Raw genomic sequence first — 20,189 nt, 5'->3', positions numbered from 1 at the left:
CTGGGCCTCACCAGCATGAGCGATGCATCATCGTTCAGGGATGCTATGCTTGCCAAAATAGTACTGGCTCAATACTAAAAAGATTTTTGGAATAAAGACCATATGGGAGTAAGGATAAGTAAGGCTTGTTCCTGCTTTTCGCACAATCCAATAGTCTCCAAATCCTTATTCCTTGCTCTCAAGAAAACTATCCTGATATTTTAAACGTTTTATTGTTAACCAATTAAAACATCATGCCTTTATATCATACATTAGGAGCTATCCCGCATAAGCGGCATACGCAGTTCCGCAAACCCGATGGTTCGTTATACGCCGAAGAGCTGGTATCAACAGAAGGTTTTTCAAGCCTTTACTCGCTGGTATATCACGCCTATCCGCCTACTATTGTAAAAAACCTGGGCGAGCCATACAGCGTTGAGCCCAAAATAGCGCGCGAAAAGCACTTGAAACATACCAGTCTGATCGGTTTTAATGTAAAACCCGAGGATGATTACCTGCAAAGCCGCAAGCCGGTTCTGGTAAACAGTGATCTGCATATTTCATTGGCCGCACCGCGTAAATCCATGACGGATTATTTCTATAAAAACAGTCAGGCCGATGAGGTAGTATTCATACATGAGGGCTCCGGTACCCTGAAAACGGGCTTTGGCAATATCAAATTCGTATACGGCGATTACCTGGTGATACCCCGTGGTACTATTTACCAACTGGAGTTTGATACGCCCGATAACCGTCTGTTTATTGTAGAAAGTTTTAGTCCGATAAGGCCACCTAAGCGTTACCGTAACCAATACGGACAATTGATGGAACACTCTCCTTATTGTGAGCGTGATATCAAACGCCCTGCCGACCTGGAAACACATGATGAAAAAGGTGACTTTAAGATCCTGATCAAAAAACAGGGTCTGATCTATCCGTATATCTATGGCACCCACCCTTTTGATTTTATTGGTTGGGATGGTTTTCATTATCCATGGGCGCTGTCTATACATGATTTTGAGCCGATAACCGGTCGCCTGCACCAACCACCACCTGTGCACCAAACCTTTGAGGGCAACAACTTTGTGATATGCTCTTTTGTACCCCGCAAATTCGACTATCACCCGCTGTCGATCCCGGCGCCGTACAACCATAGTAATGTAGATAGTGATGAGGTTTTATACTATGTAGATGGCGATTTTATGAGCCGCAAAAGCGTGGTAAAAGGTCAGATCACCCTGCATCCCGGTGGCATACCGCACGGCCCTCATCCAGGTTCGGTCGAAAAATCAATCGGTAAAGAATCAACGGATGAACTGGCGGTAATGATAGATCCGTTCCGTCCGCTGATGCTGACCGAAGACGCTATAAAAATTGAAGACGAAAATTATTACAAGAGCTGGGCAGCCCCCTCCTAACCTCCCCTTTGGGGAGGGATTTAGGAACTGAACTGTTCAATTAAACCCAAAACACCTTGTTCTCTTACTAAACAGAGCAAGCACACAAATTAAAAAAACTATGGAAACAATAGATAAAAAAGTCTCCCCTATCGGGGGAGATTTAGAGGGGGTGACCGATTTTTTACCGCTTAACGGTACCGATCATGTGGAGTTTTACGTGGGTAATGCCAAACAGGCTGCCCATTATTATAAAACCGCTTTTGGTTTTCAAAACCTGGCCTACTCCGGACCCGAAACCGGTGTGCGCGACAGGGCATCATACGTATTACAGCAAGGCAAGATTAGGATAGTGTTAACTACCCCTCTGCATTCCGACCATCCTATTGCCGAGCATATTAAAAAACACGGCGATGGCGTAAAAGTGCTGGCCCTGTGGGTTGATGATGCTTATGACGCCTTTGAACAAACCACTAAGCGGGGCGCTGTGCCTTATCAGAAACCGCAAACACTTAAAGATGAGTACGGCGAGGTACGCACCAGCGGTATCAAACTTTATGGCGAAACTGTTCATATGTTTATCGAACGTAAAAACTATAATGGCTTGTTTTTACCCGGCTATCAAAAGCACGAGAACAATTATAATCCACCTTCCGCCGGCCTTTTATATATTGACCATTGCGTGGGCAACGTAGGCTGGCACAAGATGGACGAATGGGTGAATTTTTATGAAGAAATCATGGGTTTCAAAAACATTTTAACCTTTGACGATAAAATGATCAGTACCGAATATTCTGCTCTGATGAGCAAGGTAATGAGCAATGGCAATGGCTACGTAAAGTTCCCGATCAATGAGCCTGCCGAAGGTAAAAAGAAATCGCAGATTGAGGAATACCTGGAATTTTATGAGGATGAGGGCGTTCAACACCTTGCCCTGGCTACCGACAATATTGTGGCAACCGTAACCGACTTGCAAAGCCGCGGTGTGGAATTCCTGACCGTACCTACTACCTATTATGATGAATTAACTGATCGTGTGGGCCATATTGACGAAGATCTGGAGCCCTTGAAAAAGCTGGGTATCCTGGTTGACCGTGACGATGAAGGTTACTTGCTGCAAATTTTCACCAAGCCAATTGAAGACAGGCCTACCCTATTCTTCGAGATCATACAGCGTAAAGGTGCTAAATCATTTGGTGCCGGTAATTTTAAGGCCTTGTTTGAGGCTATTGAACGCGAACAGGAAATAAGAGGGAACCTTTAATTAAAGGTATTACCCATCTAAAATATTCTATTAACTATTAGCGATGTTTTAATTTGAGCCGGGCAAAATTGCCCGGCTTTTTTGCCTCGTGATTTTTTATATTTGATAGGACCTAAATTCAAAACACATGAAAAAGCTCATCATCCTCTTCGCAACAATTGCTTTTAGTATCAACTGTTTTGCACAGGATACCTCCAAACCTGCTTACGATGCCGCCCTTGCCAAAAAGCTGGGTGCCGATAAGTACGGCATGAAAAAATATGTGCTTGCCTTTTTAAAAGAAGGCCCTACTCAATTAAAAGATTCGGCAGCTCGGATGCAGTTGCAAATGGCCCATTTAAAAAACATTACCCGTTTAGCCGCCGAAGGTAAACTGGTAGTAGCAGGTCCGTTCCTGGATAATCAACCTATCCGGGGTATATTTATTTTTAATGTAGAAACGCTTGAGGAAGCCAAAAAACTAACCGAAACCGACCCGGCCATAAAAGCAGGTAGTTTAGTTATGGAACTACACCCTTTTTACTGCTCGGCCGCGCTGATGGAAGTGGTGGATATACACAGCAGGTTGCAAAGTAAAAGCATAACAGATTGACACATGGCTGTTCAGGAGATCATTGATTTTTTAAAATACAAGGCCGACGCCGGGTACCTGGCCGGCATGCAACGCTTCGGCATCGACAATACAAATGCTATTGGCGTTCGCCTTCCCGAATTGCGAAAGCTGGCCAAAACCATCAAAAAAGATCACCAACTGGCGCTTGATCTTTGGGATACAGGCGTACACGAAGCCCGCCTGCTGGCATCCTTAATTGACGACCCGGCCCTGGTTACCGAAGAACAGATCGATAACTGGACAAAGGATTTCAATTCATGGGATATATGTGACCAGGTATGCGGTAATTTGTTTGATCGTACTCCATTTGCTATGAAAAAGGCCATTGAATTTAGTGCTCATGAAGCAGAATTTATAAAACGGGCAGGTTTTGTGCTTATGGCCGAATACGCGGTACACAATAAAAAAGCTGGAAACGAATCATTTATAGCGTTAATGCCAATTATTGAACGGGAAGCCTGGGATAACCGGAACTTTGTAAAAAAAGCGGTGAACTGGGCACTCCGGCAGATCGGAAAAAGGAATGATGTTTTAAAGGCAATAGCTATACAAACAGCCCAAAATATTTTAAAACAAGACCATAAAGCAGCCAAATGGATAGCCTCAAATGCCCTTGCTGAATTAACAGCCAGATGATCATCATCTTCCGCAGGCATAAAACCGGATTAAAAACAGGACATTCTCTCTAAAAATATCACTTTTTTACTGTCTTTTTTCTTTTGTAGCGCAATTATCACCTCTTTTCAAAAAAAATTGCTGCTCAAATCATCATTGCAATATCCTTTTATAATCAAATGCAGACAAATTATATACAAACTATATCCAAATTAATTATTTTGAGTTATGAACCTACCCAAATGGCTATATTTTAATACAATAAATTTTATTTTGTAATCATCAGTATTAGAGTTGTTTATATAATTTCAAATATTATATTTGAAGTCTGGTGATTTAGATTTTAATACCGCAGATCAGAAAAAACATACACAACGTATGGTTGTAATTTCCGTGATTTTAAATTATGGCACATAATTTTCTTATAGAGAGCGTGTTGTTATCAAATAAATGAGTAGGTATTAATTTATATGAGTTTTTCTGAGGATAAGTTTTCTGATGACAGCAGGCTGCATCTTGCTCAAATAATTGATAACATTAATGCAGGTATCTGGGAATATAATATTAATACCAGGGCTATTAAATGGTCGGCAGGTTTTTACAGTATCCTGGGGTATGATACCAATGAAATTGAGTGCTCCAATCACATATTTTTTGAACATCTTTTATATCACCAGGACAAGGCTGTTTTTCTGCACGCTTTAAATGATCAAAATACAAGTCCTGCTAAACCGATTCAAATCAGGTTACTCACCAAATCATCCGGATACCATTGGTTTGAAAGCACTATCAAACGGCAGTATGATAAAAGCGGGCAGATCATTTATGGTTCTATTATCAATATTAACCAGTATAAACAAGCCGAACTACAGGCTAGCCGCAATGACCAACATTACGGCGATACTATCAGGATAGCTAAGTTAGGCAGCTGGGAAATTGATGCCGCCACCCTCAATTTAACATTATCCAAACAGATCTACGATATTTTTGAGTTACAAGCCGAAATAAAGCTCAGCATTGAAGAGACTGTAAGTTTTTTCGAACCACCTTATCGCCCCGTTATACAAAACGCCATTAACAACGCGCTGGAGTTTTGCCAGCCTTATGATCTGGAGCTGTTGTTCAGAACCGCTAAAAATCATGTGATCTGGGTACGGGCCAAAGGTGTACCCATTATTAACGAATATGGCCGGTGTGTTACCATACGGGGCATTTTACAGGATATTGACAGCAACAAACGCAAGGGGCTCAGCCTGGAATCGTCACTCAATTTACTGACCGATCAAAACAGGCGCCTGCAAAATTTTGCGTATATCGTATCACACAATCTGCGTTCGCATACCGGCAACCTGCAGTTCATGGTGAACTTATACGAAGAGACAGAATTGGCGGAAGATCGTACCGAGATCTTCGCGCATATTAAATCGATCAGCAGTAGCTTAAATGCCACTATTGAACACCTGAACGAAATTGTTAAAATACAGACTGAAATTACCAACGAACGGAGTATCATCAGTTTTGAAGCCATTTTCAACAATATCCAGTCTGCTATAAAAAGCAATATAGAAGCACTTAATGCCCGTATAGAATATGATTTTAGTCAGTGCCCGCAAATAAGCTATATACCAGCTTATATGGAGAGCATTTTACAAAACCTGCTTACTAATGCTCTGAAATACAGCCACCTGGACAGGCAGCCTCTCATCAGGTGTTATACCATGAAAGAGCGAAATCATATTTACCTGATATTTGAAGATAACGGGATAGGTATTGATCTTGATCGTTATGGCGACAAGGTATTTGGCATGTACAAAACATTTCATCAAAACCCCGATGCCAAAGGCATAGGCCTGTTTATTACCCGTAACCAGATAGAAGCGCTTGGTGGCACCATTAAAATTGAAAGCACTGTAAATATTGGCACTAAATTTACCATTAAACTGGTGTAATTTAAACTGATAAATGATCATACCCACCTCCGCTGTTAATACCTGTATTATTGATAACAACAAAATTTACGCTTACGGATTTAAAAAGCTCCTCAGCATAAAAGACCTAAGCAATCAGGTTACTCACTTTGATAATGGTAGTGAAGCAATTGCCCATTTAAGAGATCCTGATAATGCTCAGAATTTGCCTGATATTATATTTCTAGACCTCAGCATGCCCGTAATGGATGGTTGGGAATTTATGAAAGAATTTGAGGAAATAAAATCGCAACTGGGGAAAAAAATCTCCGTTTATATACTTAGCTCATCTATTGACTCACAAGATATTGACCGTGCGAAAAATATTCCTTCCATTTCTGATTATATTTTTAAACCAGTGGATGTTCAGCGTCTTCAGGAGATCTTCAAAGATCTGCAGGGAATAGCAAGACAATAGAAGAAATTAGTACAGGCCTTGCAATAGTACCTGCACTAATTAGTTATATTATTCAATATAGCTTTCCAATATTTTAAAGCCGCCGGTTGTTTCCAATTCAACCTGATTGATGCTTTTAGGTAGCAAGATACATTCACCCATTTTTACTGAGTATACTTCTCCGTTGCATTTTATAGAGTAAGCCCCCTCCACGCATACATGGATCACGAATGAATCAAGGGTTGAGTAATCCTTAGAAGTGTTATGCGTAAAATCGAGCAGGTTAGTTGTAAAATAAGGACAAGTAACCAGTTTTACTGTTTCATCTTTTTTAGGCTGATAATTGGTTTTATATTCCGGGTAATGTTTATAGTCGATAGCAGCAAGCGCCTCCTGGGTATGTAGCTCGCGTTTGTTACCTTTATCATCAACCCGGTCAAAATCATATATACGGTAAGTGATGTCAGATGTTTGCTGAATTTCGGCGATCAACAAACCTTTACCAATGGTGTGTACCCTGCCGGCTGGCAAAAAGAACACATCGCCCGCTGTTACATCTTCCTTATTCAAAATGTCGGTAAGATGCCCGCTGTTAAATTTATCCAGGTAGATCTGCTCGGTAAGTTCCTGGTTAAAGCCAGCTATCAGGGTTGAGCCCGGGTCGGCTTCAATTACATACCACATCTCGGTTTTTCCAAATGAATTATGGCGTTTTTTGGCCAGTTCATCATTCGGGTGCACCTGGATAGACAGATCCTCATTAGCATCAATAAATTTTACAAGCAAAGGAAATATATTGCCAAAGTGGGCATAAACCTTTTGGCCTACCAGCTCACTTTGATACTTCTCCAGCAAATCGGCCAGTGATTCACCAGCCAGTTCACCATCGGCAACTACAGATACATCAGATTTCACGCCTGATATTTCCCAGGTTTCGCCGCAGTTAGGCAAAGCACCAAAATCTTTATGTAAATAGGTTTTGATCTTTTGACCACCCCATATCTTGTCTTTATAAATAGTTTTAAATTTTAACGGATATAATGCTGACATCTGTTTTGTTTTTATAGCGCTAAGTTAGGAGTTAAAAAAAGAAACAGATAAACCGATTCAGCTTTTTTTACTAAAAACTTATCTTAAACAAAAAGCCCGGTTCAGTTAAGGAGGCTCCGCTGGAGCCAAACTTCCCAAATGGAATATGCTATAAACACGATGCTCCTATAGAGCGTTCTCAAATACTGTTGACAAGAGGCGGCTCCATCGGAGCCCCATGTTTATAGTTAAACGTACAATAATCCCCCTTGGCTCCGGAGGGGGCCTCCTATGATTAAGCTTCGATACCAAACAAAAAGCCCGGTTCAGGAAAATCCTGACCGGGCTTTTTTAATTAAATTATAGCTTATTTACCTAATTTCACTTTCAGGTTTTCGTCAATAGCAGCCAAGAACTCTTCGGTATACAGGTAATCTGTACCATGTTCAACTTTTGGTTTAATGGTGATGGCCAAATCCTTGGTCATTTTACCACTTTCTACAGTTTCGATACAAACCTGCTCTAAAGTTTTACAGAAGTTTACTAGCTCCTGGTTGTTATCCAGCAAACCACGGAACTCCAGTCCTCTTGTCCACGCAAAAATAGAAGCGATAGGGTTAGTTGAGGTTGGTTTACCGGCTTGATGGTCGCGGTAATGACGGGTAACGGTACCATGTGCAGCTTCGGCTTCCATAACAGTACCATCTGGGGTAACTAAAGTAGAGGTCATTAAACCTAATGAACCAAAACCTTGTGCCACCGTATCAGACTGTACGTCGCCATCATAATTTTTACAAGCCCATACAAAGTTACCGTTCCACTTTAATGCAGATGCAACCATGTCATCAATCAGGCGGTGCTCATAAGTAATGCCTGCTTCAGCAAACTTTTGTTTGTAATCCTGTTGATATATCGCTTCAAAAATATCTTTAAAACGACCGTCATATTTTTTCAGGATGGTGTTTTTGGTTGATAAATATAAAGGCCAGCCTTTCATTAATGCCTGATTAAAGCAGGCATGTGCAAATCCTTTTATTGATTCATCGGTATTATACATAGTTAAGGCTACACCATCGCCCTTAAAATTATACACTTCGTATGATTGCTCGGCGCTACCATCTTCGGGAGTAAAGGTTACTGTTAATTTACCTTTCCCTTTGGTTAAAAAATCGGTAGCACGGTACTGATCGCCAAAAGCATGACGGCCAATGCATATCGGAGCAGTCCAGTTAGGAACCAAACGTGGTACGTTGGCCATTACAATGGGTTCACGAAAAACAGTACCATCCAAAATGTTACGGATAGTTCCGTTTGGCGATTTCCACATTTGTTTTAAGCCAAACTCTTCTACACGGGCCTCATCAGGCGTAATGGTGGCACATTTAATACCTACGCCATATTTTAAGATAGCATTAGCGGCATCAATGGTCACCTGATCATTAGTTTCATCACGATACTCGATACCCAGATCATAATATTTGATATCAAGATCCAGATAAGGAATTATCAACCTGTCTTTGATAAATTTCCAGATAATTCGGGTCATTTCATCGCCATCCAGTTCAACTACCGGATTTTCTACTTTAATTTTTGACATACCTGATGTTGTTTTTTTATTTTAATGGCTTCAAATATATTAAATAGACTTTACCATTTTCATTAATAATAGATGAAATTTATTGATTTACCTGGGCCTGACTATTTATTGTGGCAAGTTTATTGTGTTTGCAGGGGCGAATACTATTTTTATAAAATTAAACGTTAGTTAAATAAATTAACAGATTGCCAATTAGTAGCCCCCTAATGTCTATCTATGACAAAACTGATATTAAGAACAGTCCTTACAATTATTCTATGCACCAGCGCATTTTTTGCGAAAGCCCAGTTAGGTTACGATTATGCTCAATACGATGTAGGCATCGGCCTTGGTCTTAACTATCCCATCAGCACAGATGTAACCAAAGCTTTAAAGTACACCCCTTCGGCTCAACTTAACTTCAATTATAACCATGGCCCATTTATTAACTATATTTTTGAAGGGCAATATGGCAGCCTTAAAGCGGGCGACGCAAGTTTGGGATACGGACGTACATTTGAAAACCATTTCTGGGCCTTTGCATTAAGGGTACAATTGCAAGCCGGCGAATTGATGGATTACTCTAATAGCCCAATGGCTAATGCATTTAAAGGCCTTTACCTTTCAACCGGCATCGGGTACCTGGTGAACCATGTAAAAAAGGGCGGAGAAAATGGTCTGCCGGCTGGTGTTCAACCTCCGGGTGATAACAACAGTCAGGTACCTTTTATACCCATAAGAATAGGTTATGAGATTAAGTTATTTAACCAATATAACGATCCCAGTATTAAAATAGACCTGGGTTATCAGTATAACAGGGTAATGGATGACAACCTTGACGGGTACAAGGCCGGGCTTCATAATGATATATTTACACAGTTTACCCTGGGCGTAAAAGTGGCCATTGGCGGTGTAACATCTTACCGCAAACAAATATATTATTAGAATCAAAAGTCAAGATATTAGAATCAAGAAGAAAATAAGAAAAACTGCTCGTTTACTATTGGTAGGACTAAACTTCCTCTAATTTGTAGGTTGTTATTCCATATTTGGCTGTTTTCTTGACTCTTGGTTCTTGACCCTTGATTCGCATTATTATTAATTGCCCCTGCTTTGGTTTTGGCAAGGTTTTTTGGTATATTTAATCAAAGCAAAAACCGATGAGCAATCAAAATATAAACCCCGGATTTGATGATGATTATGAAGACGATGACGCTTTAAATGATAACAGCGCCGATCGGGACAGAACATTAAAAGACGAATTAGGCGAAACCATTGACAAGGAGGATCTTAAATACAATCCTGATGACAACAGCTTTGAATATGATGTAAAAAGCGACGATCCGGATTATGATCACCCCGATCCCTATAACACTTCCGTTAAAAATGGCAACGACATGAATTCAACCTATGACGAAGCCAACCCATACGATAATACGGATGAAGAGTATGCAGGTAAAAGATCGCTTGAAACGGATGTTGATGATCTTGGCATGCACATTGACGAGGGCGAAATTGTAGAAGTTGACCCTGCAGATTCTGCATTAGCACACACTCCTGAAGATGATCGTGATGATCTTGACGATGAAGGCTACCCTAAAAATGACACGGAGTTTTTTAAATAAGTTTGTCTGTTTTGGGTAGAACCCAATAGTCATCCTGAACTTGTTTCAGGATCTCTCTGGACAATTAACCTGCATGCTGCAACTTTGTATGTGAGATGCCGAAACAAGTTCAGCATGACAATACTCGCTGGGTTTTATCAATCAAAATCAAGGTTAAAGCGGTTACGCAAATCAACCAACTGGGGGTTACGGGCGGCCAGGTACTGAAATTTTTCTATAGCCGTGTACGGTTTTCTTACCACTTCCTGTTCATCTACGCGTGCGTTTACTTCAATAGTAAAGTTTTTTAAGCGGCCCCGTAGGTAATTGTGCAAGGCAGGTCTTTCTTCTTTAAATAAGTTTTCCTGCAGTTTGGTACCCACCACTATCTCAAACTCGTAAGGTTTAATCATCCGCGGAGCATTGGCTATAAAAATAGTTACCAGGTTCTTTTTACCATCTGCCTTAATCTTGGTAGCAAAATCACTCCAGCATTGTAAAAAGTTGTCCATGGTAAAATCATCACGGTCATTTCCTTTTAAATAAGGGTCTTCCTCTTCTGCTGCTGCTTCTTCAGCTGTTTTACCAGTATCTGTAAGCGAAGGTATTTTTATGGATAAGGAACCCAGGCTTGGCGAGGGTATAAATATTTTAGGTTTTTCTGTAGGTGCTTGCTCTTTTACTTCTGTTACCTGTTTATTTTCAACAGTTTGCGATTTCGTTGTATTATAAGTTAGCGGTGTATCACTCAATACTGCTGCCTCATTATTGATCTTATTAGTTTGTACTGGCGCTGTTACTGTTGAGGTATCAGGTTTTTTTTTTAATGACCCGTCTGCGGCGGATGTTGCTGTAAGCGGTGAGGCTACCATATTAAATGCCGAGGGCAAGTGGCACATTTTAAGCAAGGCGAGCTCAACCTGAAGTCGTTGGTTTTTACTCAACTTATAATTGATATCACATTGATTGGCAATATTCATGGCTGAAAGTAAAAACGATACCGGGCTGCTTTGCGATTGCTGCAGGTATTTATTTTTAATTCCTTCACTTACCTCGAGTAATTTCAGGGTTGATTGATCTTTAGTGACTAACAGATTGCGGAAATGCTCGCACAGGCCGGCAATAAAGTGAGCTCCATCAAAACCCCGCGATAATATTTCGTCAAAAAACAACAGGACTTTGCCTGTATCTTCTTGTAACAGACTGTCTGTTATGTTAAAATAGTAATCGTAATCAAGTATGTTCAGGTTATCAATTACCGAGCGATAAGTAACCTTGCCGCCAGAAAAGCTAACGATCTGGTCAAACATAGACAAGGCATCTCTTAAACCACCATCGGCTTTTTGCGCTATAATATGCAATCCATCGGGTTCGTAGCTGATGTTTTCTTTACCTGCTATTGATGCCAGGTGGCCGGCCATATCATCAACCCTGATACGGTTAAAATCAAATATCTGGCAGCGCGAAAGTATGGTAGGCAGTATCTTATGCTTCTCGGTAGTGGCCAGTATAAATATGGCGTAGTGAGGTGGTTCTTCGAGCGTTTTCAGAAAGGCGTTAAAAGCCGCCTGCGACAGCATGTGCACCTCATCAATAATATAAACTTTATACCGTGCGGCCTGTGGCGGTATGCGTACCTGGTCTATCAGGCTCCTGATGTCGTCAACCGAATTGTTTGACGCCGCATCCAGCTCATGTACGTTAAAGGAATTACCATTCTCGAACGCTTTGCATGATGCACATTCACCACAAGCCTCGCCATTGGGCTGTAAATTGGTACAGTTGATGGTTTTGGCCAGAATACGTGCACAGGTAGTTTTACCCACACCGCGTGGCCCGCAGAATAAAAATGCCTGAGCCAGCTGATTATTTCTAATAGCGTTTTTAAGTGTGTTGGTTATATGTTGCTGACCAACAACAGTTTCAAAAGTAGCCGGGCGGTATTTACGAGCCGAAACAATAAAATTATCCACAGCTACGAAGTTAGCAAGAAAATGCCTGAAGTTAAAGTATCGATGAAATGATTATGTAATAAAACTACGCCACCCTATTCATCATCATCGTCGGGTTGTGGGTAATCATCCTCCGGGTCTGGTTCGTTCAGATCATCATCTACCTGAATTTCATGCAGATCGTCCAATTGATTGTCTAAATCATCGTCCTCATCGTTCCAATCGCTTTCAAACTCGTCATCTTCGTCACCGGGAGCCAGCATGACTGAGGTAGCGAAGGCATAAGGATTATCGCTTTCGTAACCAGTAAATTCCATCCTTGATTTTTTAGTGTTAACGGTTATTTTATTGATATGTTTTGGCAACAAATATTTTATTTACCGCACCTGCTTAATATGGCCTCTATGATAGATTGCTCCATCTTTGACTTCTGGCTTTTTTGCCTGATTATTGTATGGTTTTTGTCTTTAGTCACCGTTTTATCACCATTTTCAACCGAAATTTGATCACATATTTTCAAAGCTATTTCTAAATCACGTAATACAATAAGTTCATTCCTGAAAATACCGGCTTGTTTAATACTGATTTTATAAGTCATAATTAATAAAACAGCTGCTATTTGGGCCAATAATGCAATAATGCAATAATGAATGTACTAACATTACTTATACCAAGGGGGAAGGAGCAATTATTATAAATTATATTGGTTAGATTAAACTGAGCTGATATCGCCATAATGCCAAAACCAATTAATATCAAGCCTACGCCTAAGCCCAAACTAAGTAGCGCTGATTTTCCGATTTCAGTAATAAATTCGATCAATTGTTGTTGCCGAGCCTCTGTATTGATTTCCATATTAGTTGAGTTAATATCATTTATACTAAATAATTACAAATTATATCTATATAAAAATTATCACATTCCCAATAATTACCATGCGTAAAGCCAAATGTTCCCGCTTTAAACTGGCAATCAATATTTGTTAAGCCCGTATAATAGTCCAGGCCACCACTTACATAATCCTTATTATCGTAATAGTTTCGCCATTGTATTTTATCAAGTAATTTTTTCAGATCACTCGGAACTGGTAAATATGCCTTATTTGTTTTTTGGTTGTTATCAAAATCAAGCTTGCGTTGTTTAAAACCATGATAATTATCCATAATCTGCTGTCGCAAATAAGCTTCATCCGGCACATTTTCACGTAAAAAAAATACAATTTTATCCAGCGGACAGCCAAATGTTATAAAACCGCATAATTGTTCTTTAAGTGTATTGTGCTTATTAAACTTACACACCCCATTTTTATCATAATTGAGCACCCCCTCTTTATTTACAAGCAGGTTTAGCTTATTAATAGCATCATAAGAAACCTGCGACCCCAGGGAATGACCGGCGATAATTACACTTGGGTAGTATAACTCCTGATCCGAAAGCTTATTTGAAAGTTCCTGATTTAATTTTTCGGCTTGATCACCCTCCTTACGCAGTTTATCCTCTTTATATTTATCTGTGAGTGCCTTTATATCAAAACCATTTTCTACTGGACGTTCAATTAAATAGGTGATGGCTTTTACCGCCCCATCTAATATATTGCGTTTAACGGTGTAAAATTTTGACTTTGGGTCGACTACGTTATATACGGCTACATCTCCTAATATGTTAGTAAGATCATGGATCATAGTATCAGCATAGGATTGCAATAATGAGTCGGCCAGTTTTCCTAAAAAAGGTATAAGCGAAACAAGTCCGATCATCAGGCGCCACAAGAGATCAACTGATATAAAAACCTTTGATACAGCCGACATAAATAACCGGTAGGTCCCTACTTTAAACCTGCCTGTTTTAGTATCAAAAAATGGGCTCTTATCTTTGTATTGCTCTCCAATCTGGGCGTTCCTCTTATAAAATCTTTCGGCACCATTCACAACGCCCTGTAACCAGGTATTAAGGTCCTTCCAACTGGCTTTATCCTCTGTATAATCGGCCCAGTAATATTCGTAAATATCAATAAAGTGTTCGCTACCTTCCTTTTGCATACGCAAAACATTATCAAACCAGGTACCTCCATCTTTTTTTTTTGCTACAACCTCATGGCTTATCGTAAACTCCTCTTCAAAGACTTTGCGGTACTGACTTATAAGCCCCCGGCCAAACTGATCAAGTGTTTCAAGCGGTAGCTGGTTACCTATGCCATGTACTACCAGTATAGCCGTATTTTTTGTCACCCATTGCACATCACCAGGTGTTACAACCAGATCCAGAATTTGATGCCCATTCGGTTTGATATCCTTTTCCATAATGTAAAAAACAGGGTTTATTTAAATGGGGCTACCAATGGCTTAAGTAAGCCAGAAAGATCAAATTTTTTACTTAAGGCCAGTGTAATAACCGGTTTAGCTCCCTGAACGGTTATCCCCCTTACCTCACCACTAAAGGTGATACCATAAGCCACATCATTAAGCCTGAATTGAAAAAGGAAGAATCCGTTCCATGTTTTTTTAGGCCTCTTGATGTTTAATATCTGATCATATCCGAAAGCTGTATTATTTATGTCTAAATAAGTCCCTGGTTTAGCATGATCAAGGTTGTAATCAGAAATTATTGCAAAATCTTGTGTAGTAAGACCCAACACTGGATTTAAATATAAATTAAAGTCGTTTTCTTTAATATACAAAGGCAGCCCAACACCAAGATAATGTGACCGAAAATCAAAATCAAAAGATTGGTTTTTATATGGCAGGCCAGCTACCCTTATTTTTTCTGTGGCTCCCGTATCGGTAGTGATTATATATGTTTGCTTTGCTTTTGAATAGTCAATGGTAGAAGAAACTCTTTGCCAAAGCATTTCCAAATGAAGCGAAAAGAAAATATGAAGCCCATTTACTTCGGTTTTTTCATTGGTTAAACGAAAATGGGGCGAGAAGAAAAGACCTATTCGTTTAATTTTGGTGGTTGAATTTATTACTCCTGTATCACGATAAGTTTTATATGATTTAATATTGCCGGTTGTTGTATCTAAAATTGTCGAGCCTCCATCTTTATAATCAAAGAGGTTATTTGTTGACCTGCTACTTACCGATTGAGATTCATAAACACCTCCTGTAAAACTTACATTATTGCCATTATCTTTGCCCCATAGTCTGAATTTTGCTATGTCTTTATCAAACATGTACACGCCCGCATAAAAATTGTTCGTTTTTATATTGTCCAGCAAATCGAAGTTCATACCTATTTCTGCCCAAAATGGTTTATCCATAGTGTTTATTTTTATTCTTTGGCTGCCACGAAGAGCCTGATTCTGGCCTTTAATTATCAGATCCATACGTTGAATGTTCTTCAGGGAATCGCTGATAGCCACAGATCTTATATGAAGAGGGATATCAATCGAACCATCTCTTTCTATTATTTTCTTTTCGTTGGTTATCGGATTTGTTATTGTGTCTGTTGTTTTTTGAGATGCCTTCCATTCATTTTCGGTTATTTCAATAGGGTTTTCTAAAATTTGAAAATGTTTGGATAGTGTAGTATCTAAAAAGGCAAAAACCAATTGATTATGTTGGGAGCTGTACTCACCGTGCAGCTTTACTTTAACTATTATGGTATCAATTAAATTTACCGAAGAAGGAAAATCGCGGGTAATTGCAGATGTTCTATGCGCCACAATTTCTGCGCCCCCCGATTCAACCAGTTGTAGCAAATCATTTTTGCCTTTTGTTTTATAAGGCATAATTTTCACCACATGTTTGCCATTATCTTTAACTCCTTTTAAAGTTATTTTAAGGCCCTGCTCGCTTTTAACCAGTGCGGTTTGTTGTACCTGCAGGTCAATAGTTTTAACTACAGCTACATCTGTAGTATCATTCCAGTCGGCACTATCTATTTTCACCTTTAGTTTTTGATCACCATCCGGCAATTGCAAGTTTTGCAGAGGCTGATCAGACTTAATTGCAAGGTTTAGCACAGTATCCTTACCAACGGCTCTTTTACCCAGTTTTAAATATAACTTTACCGGGAACGAATTAATTACGTTTGGCCTTACTGTATCTAATGTAAATGTCGAAGTGCTATCTAAAAGAGTAACGGGTTTAGTACCTACCGCTTCATTTTTAGCTCGCGCGATTTTTATCGGTGACGAAGTTTTATTATTTGTAGCTGTAGTTTCAGATGGGCTATCAAAATTTATTCTATAATATTCATTTTCCTGATTCTCAATTTTTATATATGCATCCCCGCTCATTTCTGCTGGGTTATTGAACGTTATCCTTACTGGTATATAAATTGTTTTTGTGGTTCCGTTAAACTGATTTTTAAGTATCACTTCATTATCACTGGCTGATGGTCCTGTTTGGGTAAGAAACTGAGGACTCGCAGATGTATAGCTAATGATTTTTAGTTTTACCGGTATATTATTCTTAGGAACGCCGCCCGAAATAATAAAAGGGACATTAATTACACTGTACCATATTGAAGGCTTCCCTGTAGTAGGGATGTTTGTCAACGTTTGGAAAGCATTGATGTAGCCGCTGCCAATAATTATTTTATTATTAATGGCTGGTACTACTGCATTTGGCTTAGTTGCTTTTTTTTCTACAGGCGCTTTTACAGTTGTGGGTTGTTGAGCGAGAACAACACTTGTTGGCAAGGCAAATATCAAAAATAGACATACGAAATTGGCACTACGCCTTTGGAGTAATAGTTGAATCATGATAAGTGGTTTAGATTCCTTAAATATAAGCAATAAACAACTCAATACCAAAATGTTATAGTAATATATTTACAAGCTTTGTTTTTGCAAATATTCTCTATATATTTGCAGCCCCGTAATAGCGGGTAATTAATTAAAAATCAAAGTATAATAATGCAACAGTACGAAATCGTGATCGTTCTAACCCCGTTGTTATCAGAAGAAACAGCTAAAGAAGGCATTGCCAAATTTAGCAAGATCTTAACTGATGGCGGAGCCGAAATTGTCCAGGAGGATAATTGGGGTTTGAGAAAATTAGCGTACCCTATTCAGAAAAAGACTACAGGGTACTATCACTTAACTGAATTTAAGGCTCCAGGTGATTTAATTAACAAATTGGAGATAGAGTTAAGGCGCGATGAGCGTGTTTTGCGTTTCCTGACCATTGCTTTGGACAAACATGCCATTGCTTACAATGACAAAAAACGCAGCGGTGCTTTCAACAAAAAACCAGCAGCTAAAGTGGAGGACGCAAACTAATGGCTAACGAACAAATTAAATACGTTACCGCTCCAAAAGTGGAGGATAACCGTAAAAAATACTGCCGTTTCAAAAAGAATGGCATTAAGTATATCGATTACAAAGACGCAAACTTTTTATTAAAGTTCATTAACGATCAGGGTAAAGTATTGCCACGTCGTTTAACTGGTACTTCATTAAAATTCCAGCGTAAAGTGGCTCAAGCCGTTAAACGCGCACGCCACATTGGTTTATTACCTTACGTTACAGATTCATTAAAATAATAGGAGATTCAGAAAATGGAAGTTATTTTAAAACAAGATGTAAAAAACCTGGGTGATAAAGACGATGTTGTAAACGTTAAACCAGGTTATGGCCGTAACTACCTTTTACCAAAAGGCTACGCCATATTAGCTACAGAAAGCGCTCGCAAAGTTTTAGCTGAAAACTTGAAACAAGCTCAGTTTAAACAAGAAAAAATCCGCAAGGATGCCGACGCTATAGCTGCCCGTTTAGAAGGTGTTAAACTGAACATTGGCGCTAAAGCCGGTGAAAGCGGTAAAATTTTCGGTGCCATCAACACTATTCAAATTGCGGATGCATTGAAAAAAGAAGGCTTTGAAGTTGACCGCCGTCGTATTACTTTTGATCAGGAGCCTAAGTTTGTTGGTGATTACATCGCAAACATAAACCTGCACAAAGAAGTAAAAGTTCAGGTTCCTTTCTCAGTAGTAGCTGAGTAATTTATATTTCGGAATTCGGAGTTTTGATTTCGGATTTTGAACTTAATTGTAGAATTTTAGAGGGTGTTTTGCCAATGCAAAACACCCTCTTTGTTTTATAGAATTTATTATCAATTGTGAAACGCACCTCCGCCTCATCCTCAAAAAAAAGCTCCCAATCAAAGTCGTGGTTTTCAAAGCTTAAAAACAATGGAATTGCCCGGCTTTTATTCAGAGTTATAAAACTTGCCTTTTTACTTTTTGTAGGGTTGAGCCTTTTAGGTGTGCTCTTTTACCGTTTTGTAAACCCACCCTTTACCTGGCTCATGATCGAGCGCGGTTTTCAGCGCAAGGCTGCTGGTAAGGACTGGAAGATAGATAAGCAGTGGAAGGATTTTGATGAGATATCTGATAATATGAAACGGGCAGCCGTGGCAGCCGAAGATCAAAGCTTCCTGGAGCATCACGGTTTTGATTTCCGGGCCATTGAAAAGGCTATTGAAAAAAACGCGCATAGTAAAAAGCTTATCGGCGGTAGCACTATATCGCAACAGGTAGCCAAAAATGTTTTTTTATGGGATGGCCGTTCCTTATTACGTAAAGGCATTGAAGCTTATTTTACGGTATTGATCGAAACTTTCTGGAGTAAAAAACGCATCATGGAGGTTTACCTCAATGAGATTGAAATGGGTGACGGCATTTATGGCATAGAAGCCGCCTCACAAGCTTATTTTCATAAATCGGCAGCAGACTTAACCAAGCACGAAGCGGCTGCTATAGCGGTTATATTTCCAAGCCCGCTCAGATGGTCGGCCACCAACCCTACCCGTTACTTAAGGCACAGGCAATACCTCATCATGAAAAATATGCGTAGGTTAGGTCCGTTGGATTTTTAGCGCCTGTTTTTACGGACATGGCACGGAATACTTTGCGCTCTATGACGCTTTGTGTGAGTAAAGGTTTGGAATGCTTAAACCATCATATGTCATTCCTCCTTACAGCAATGACGCGCGTATTAAAAATCTTAGACTGTGAATCAACTATACTTTATGCTATCCCCTCGCTTCCGCGAGGTTAGCGTGGCATATCTCGTGGGTGACATGTGATACGCATAAAGTAAGACTCAATCATGGTTTACACTGTAAACCGTTTTTTTATGATAAAATATAAATAATTAATTGATTATCAGTTAATTAAAAAAGTGTAAACCATAAAAAGTGTAAACCATGTAAACCCAATTTTACCTTACTTATATTTCCAATTTCTTGATTTACCTTCGCTCATCCATTCCGCGGCTGTTTCGAGTCTTTTTTGGCGGGTAGCCTCTGTTTTGGCTTCGGTGATCCATTCCACATATTCCTTTTTGTTGGAATAACTAAAGTCATAAAACACCTGTACGGCTTTAGGATAAGCCGCTAAAAACTCTGTAAAATAATCTGGAATCACTAATTCAGCCTTCTCAGCAGGAGCTTTTTGGGGAGTAGCTTTTTTTATGCCTTTTTCGTTTAATTCGATCCCCTGCAATATGTAAGCGATTAATGTTTCCTTTGCAGGCAGATCAGCGATATCAGTAACGCGACCAAAGCTACCCGCGGCAGCATCACTGGTATCCTCTAAATCACCCTTCATCAACGACCATCTCCAGAAACCGAAAGCACAGTGCTGTTTAAAGGCAGCCATTTGACACACCGGCCCTTTATAGTCAAAAAAGGGCATCCCCCATTTTAGGGTTTCAGTGATGAGGGGTGATGCTTCGTGAACCACCTCCCGGATATATTCTAGTATCGGTTTTGCAAAATCAGCTGATTTAGCTATGTAAAGATCTACCCGGTTATCGTATTGTTCCATAAAATAAATTTATGCAAACA

The 20,189-nt window shown here is 39.6% G+C and carries 21 protein-coding genes; 12 read left to right on the top strand and 9 right to left on the bottom strand.

From position 1 onward, the window contains the following. Positions 1-233: 233 nt before the first annotated feature. From BLR84_RS02600 to BLR84_RS02575, 6 genes are all read left to right on the top strand, one after another. A complete protein-coding gene (locus tag BLR84_RS02600) occupies positions 234-1,397 on the top strand; it encodes a homogentisate 1,2-dioxygenase (RefSeq protein WP_090463896.1) in 1,164 nt (387 codons plus the stop codon). A gap of 100 nt (positions 1,398-1,497) precedes the next feature. After that, complete coding sequence (gene hppD / locus BLR84_RS02595) at positions 1,498-2,640, top strand: 4-hydroxyphenylpyruvate dioxygenase (protein ID WP_090463893.1); 1,143 nt, start codon at positions 1,498-1,500, stop codon at positions 2,638-2,640. Positions 2,641-2,767: 127 nt separating this feature from the next. Further along, a complete protein-coding gene (locus BLR84_RS02590) occupies positions 2,768-3,232 on the top strand; it encodes a YciI family protein (RefSeq protein WP_090463890.1) in 465 nt (154 codons plus the stop codon). A gap of 3 nt (positions 3,233-3,235) precedes the next feature. Continuing rightward, complete coding sequence (locus BLR84_RS02585; RefSeq protein ID WP_090463887.1) at positions 3,236-3,889, top strand: DNA alkylation repair protein; 654 nt, start codon at positions 3,236-3,238, stop codon at positions 3,887-3,889. Positions 3,890-4,338: 449 nt separating this feature from the next. Then, positions 4,339-5,817, top strand: a complete 1,479-nt coding sequence (locus BLR84_RS02580; protein ID WP_090463884.1) for a PAS domain-containing sensor histidine kinase — start codon at positions 4,339-4,341, stop codon at positions 5,815-5,817. A 13-nt stretch (positions 5,818-5,830) separates the two neighbouring features. After that, positions 5,831-6,253, top strand: a complete 423-nt coding sequence (locus tag BLR84_RS02575) for a response regulator (protein ID WP_090463882.1) — start codon at positions 5,831-5,833, stop codon at positions 6,251-6,253. 48 nt (positions 6,254-6,301) lie between these two features. Here the strand turns inward: BLR84_RS02575 and BLR84_RS02570 are convergent, their stop codons facing one another. Both BLR84_RS02570 and BLR84_RS02565 read right to left on the bottom strand, forming a co-directional pair. Continuing rightward, entirely contained in the window at positions 6,302-7,282 is a 981-nt protein-coding gene (locus tag BLR84_RS02570; protein WP_090463879.1) for a type I phosphomannose isomerase catalytic subunit, read from the bottom strand. Positions 7,283-7,628: 346 nt separating this feature from the next. Further along, on the bottom strand, positions 7,629-8,858 hold the full coding sequence (locus BLR84_RS02565; RefSeq protein WP_090463876.1) for an NADP-dependent isocitrate dehydrogenase: 1,230 nt from the start codon (positions 8,856-8,858) through the stop codon (positions 7,629-7,631). A gap of 216 nt (positions 8,859-9,074) precedes the next feature. On the opposite strand from BLR84_RS02565, the gene BLR84_RS02560 reads away from it, so the two are divergent. Next, complete coding sequence (locus BLR84_RS02560; RefSeq protein WP_090463873.1) at positions 9,075-9,782, top strand: hypothetical protein; 708 nt, start codon at positions 9,075-9,077, stop codon at positions 9,780-9,782. A 215-nt stretch (positions 9,783-9,997) separates the two neighbouring features. After that, complete coding sequence (locus BLR84_RS02555) at positions 9,998-10,462, top strand: hypothetical protein (protein WP_090463870.1); 465 nt, start codon at positions 9,998-10,000, stop codon at positions 10,460-10,462. Positions 10,463-10,599: 137 nt separating this feature from the next. Here BLR84_RS02555 and BLR84_RS02550 read toward each other — a convergent pair whose 3' ends face one another. The 6 genes from BLR84_RS02550 to BLR84_RS02525 form a co-directional block, all read right to left on the bottom strand. After that, positions 10,600-12,414 (bottom strand): DNA polymerase III subunit gamma/tau, encoded by a 1,815-nt coding sequence (locus tag BLR84_RS02550; protein ID WP_090463869.1) that lies wholly within the window; start codon positions 12,412-12,414, stop codon positions 10,600-10,602. A gap of 74 nt (positions 12,415-12,488) precedes the next feature. Beyond that, positions 12,489-12,710 carry a hypothetical protein gene (locus BLR84_RS02545; RefSeq protein ID WP_143013812.1) on the bottom strand — a complete coding sequence of 74 codons (222 nt, stop codon included), beginning with the start codon at positions 12,708-12,710 and terminating at the stop codon, positions 12,489-12,491. A gap of 56 nt (positions 12,711-12,766) precedes the next feature. Further along, complete coding sequence (locus BLR84_RS02540; RefSeq protein ID WP_143013811.1) at positions 12,767-13,021, bottom strand: hypothetical protein; 255 nt, start codon at positions 13,019-13,021, stop codon at positions 12,767-12,769. Further along, positions 13,009-13,248: a hypothetical protein gene (locus BLR84_RS02535; protein WP_090463861.1), complete on the bottom strand. Its 240-nt coding sequence runs from the start codon at positions 13,246-13,248 to the stop codon at positions 13,009-13,011. The genes BLR84_RS02540 and BLR84_RS02535 overlap by 13 nt, the downstream gene beginning before the upstream one ends. A gap of 20 nt (positions 13,249-13,268) precedes the next feature. Continuing rightward, positions 13,269-14,693 (bottom strand): hypothetical protein, encoded by a 1,425-nt coding sequence (locus tag BLR84_RS02530; RefSeq protein ID WP_090463858.1) that lies wholly within the window; start codon positions 14,691-14,693, stop codon positions 13,269-13,271. A 17-nt stretch (positions 14,694-14,710) separates the two neighbouring features. Beyond that, positions 14,711-17,101: a hypothetical protein gene (locus BLR84_RS02525; protein WP_143013810.1), complete on the bottom strand. Its 2,391-nt coding sequence runs from the start codon at positions 17,099-17,101 to the stop codon at positions 14,711-14,713. Positions 17,102-17,254: 153 nt separating this feature from the next. Here BLR84_RS02525 and rpsF point away from each other — a divergent pair, with 153 nt between their 5' ends. The 4 genes from rpsF to mtgA all read left to right on the top strand — a co-directional run bounded on the left by rpsF (position 17,255) and on the right by mtgA (position 19,217). Next, the gene (gene rpsF / locus BLR84_RS02520; RefSeq protein WP_090463853.1) at positions 17,255-17,620 is read left to right on the top strand and encodes a 30S ribosomal protein S6; all 366 of its coding nucleotides are present in this window, start codon (positions 17,255-17,257) and stop codon (positions 17,618-17,620) included. Continuing rightward, positions 17,620-17,883: a 30S ribosomal protein S18 gene (gene rpsR, locus BLR84_RS02515; RefSeq protein WP_022833472.1), complete on the top strand. Its 264-nt coding sequence runs from the start codon at positions 17,620-17,622 to the stop codon at positions 17,881-17,883. Before rpsF ends, rpsR begins: the two co-directional genes overlap by 1 nt. Positions 17,884-17,898: 15 nt before the next feature. Further along, a complete protein-coding gene (gene rplI, locus BLR84_RS02510) occupies positions 17,899-18,342 on the top strand; it encodes a 50S ribosomal protein L9 (protein ID WP_090463850.1) in 444 nt (147 codons plus the stop codon). A 194-nt stretch (positions 18,343-18,536) separates the two neighbouring features. Then, the gene (gene mtgA / locus BLR84_RS02505) at positions 18,537-19,217 is read left to right on the top strand and encodes a monofunctional biosynthetic peptidoglycan transglycosylase (RefSeq protein ID WP_090465737.1); all 681 of its coding nucleotides are present in this window, start codon (positions 18,537-18,539) and stop codon (positions 19,215-19,217) included. 349 nt (positions 19,218-19,566) lie between these two features. On the opposite strand, the gene BLR84_RS02500 is transcribed toward mtgA, so the two are convergent. Beyond that, entirely contained in the window at positions 19,567-20,169 is a 603-nt protein-coding gene (locus BLR84_RS02500; RefSeq protein ID WP_090463847.1) for a YdeI/OmpD-associated family protein, read from the bottom strand. Between the last annotated feature and the right edge of the window lie 20 nt (positions 20,170-20,189).

The sequence above is a fragment of the Mucilaginibacter sp. OK268 genome (genome assembly GCF_900103125.1).
Classification (GTDB): Bacteria; Bacteroidota; Bacteroidia; order Sphingobacteriales; family Sphingobacteriaceae; genus Mucilaginibacter.
The sequence above is the reverse complement of the archived record's forward strand: the minus strand, read 5'-3'. Positions and strand labels throughout refer to the sequence as shown.